The organism is Pseudonocardia pini, from assembly GCF_013870575.1.
GTDB lineage: Bacteria > Actinomycetota > Actinomycetes > Mycobacteriales > Pseudonocardiaceae > Pseudonocardia > Pseudonocardia pini.
This window is the reverse complement of the sequence record NZ_JACBXB010001136.1, coordinates 1-1,259: the sequence shown is the minus strand read 5'-3', so window position 1 is coordinate 1,259 and position 1,259 is coordinate 1. Positions and strand designations below refer to the sequence as shown.

The window sequence follows — 1,259 nt, the reverse complement described above, 5'->3', positions numbered from 1 at the left end:
GCGCCGCTCGACGCCGCGGTCGTGGACGCCCTCGGGCTCGACGCCGTGCCGCGCCCGCACTGGGAGGTGAACGGCACACCGGTGACCGCCGCCGAGGTCAGGAGTGCCCATCTGCCCTGGTACGCCGATCACCCGGAGTGGGTCGAGGCGGGCCTGGCCCGGCACGTGGCGACTCTGGATCTCCTCGGGCTGAGGGTTCGAGTCGCCGGGACCGGGTAGCGAACGGATGATTTCGTCGTCGGGTTCAGCAGCAGCTCGTCGACCATCAGCACGGCATCCGAGCCGCCTCGCGCGGCGGCTTCGGCATGCCCGCACGTCGAAGGAGAGCCCCGAACATGACCCGGCACCGCGCCCGCACGTGGCCGTGACGACCCGCCGCATCGCCCTCGTCGCCTCCGCGCGGTACCCGATCCGCGAACCGTTCCCCGGCGGCCTCGAGGCCCACACCTGGCAGCTGGCCCACCGGCTGCGGGGCCGCGGCCACGACGTCGTCGTGTTCGGGGCGCCCGGCTCGGACGAGAGCCTCGGGGTCCGTCCGATGCCGGCGCTGCCGCCGATCTCCGCGTCGGCGCGCAGTGACGTCGGCATGCCCGCGGACTGGTTCCTCGCCGAGCACCACGCCTACCTCGGGCTGCTCCTCGACCTCGGTCGCGACCAGGGCTTCGACCTCGTGCACAACAACTCGTTGCACTACCTCCCGCTGGCGATGGCGCCCAGCCTGCCCGCCCCCGTGCTGACGACGCTGCACACCCCGCCGACGCCGTGGCTCGAGTCCGCGGTGCGCACCGGCGACCCCGGCAGGCTCCGGTTCGCCGCGGTGAGCACGCACACCGCCGACCAGTGGCGTCCGCTCGGTGCCGACGCGACCGTGGTGCTCAACGGCGTGGACACCGCGACGTGGACGCCCGGACCCGGCGGCGGGAGGCCGGTCTGGTCGGGCCGGATCGTGCCCGAGAAGGGCCCGGTGGAGGCGATCCGCGCGGCCCGGGCCGCGGGCGTCGGGCTGCTGGTGGTCGGGCCCACGCCGGACCGCCGGTTCTTCACCGACGAGGTCGAGCCGCTGCTCGGCGGGGCCGTGACCTACGAGGGACACCTGGACCACCGCAGCCTCGCGGCGGTGCTCGGCACGGCGTCGGTCGCCGTCGTCTCGCCCTGCTGGGACGAGCCGTACGGCCTGGTCGTGGCGGAGGCGCTGGCCTGCGGCACCCCAGTCGCCGGGTTCGCGCGCGGCGCCCTGCCCGAGATCCTCACCCCGGAGT

At 75.1% G+C, this 1,259-nt stretch carries 2 protein-coding genes; both read left to right on the top strand.

The genetic code is table 11. The features are described 5' to 3' along the window. The coding region (locus H5J29_RS33220) for a hypothetical protein (RefSeq protein WP_220188233.1) at positions 1–219 on the top strand (219 nt) is incomplete at its 5' end. 139 nt (positions 220–358) lie between these two features. After that, positions 359–1,259 (top strand): glycosyltransferase (locus H5J29_RS33215; RefSeq protein WP_220188232.1); only part of this gene is annotated, 901 nt, incomplete at its 3' end.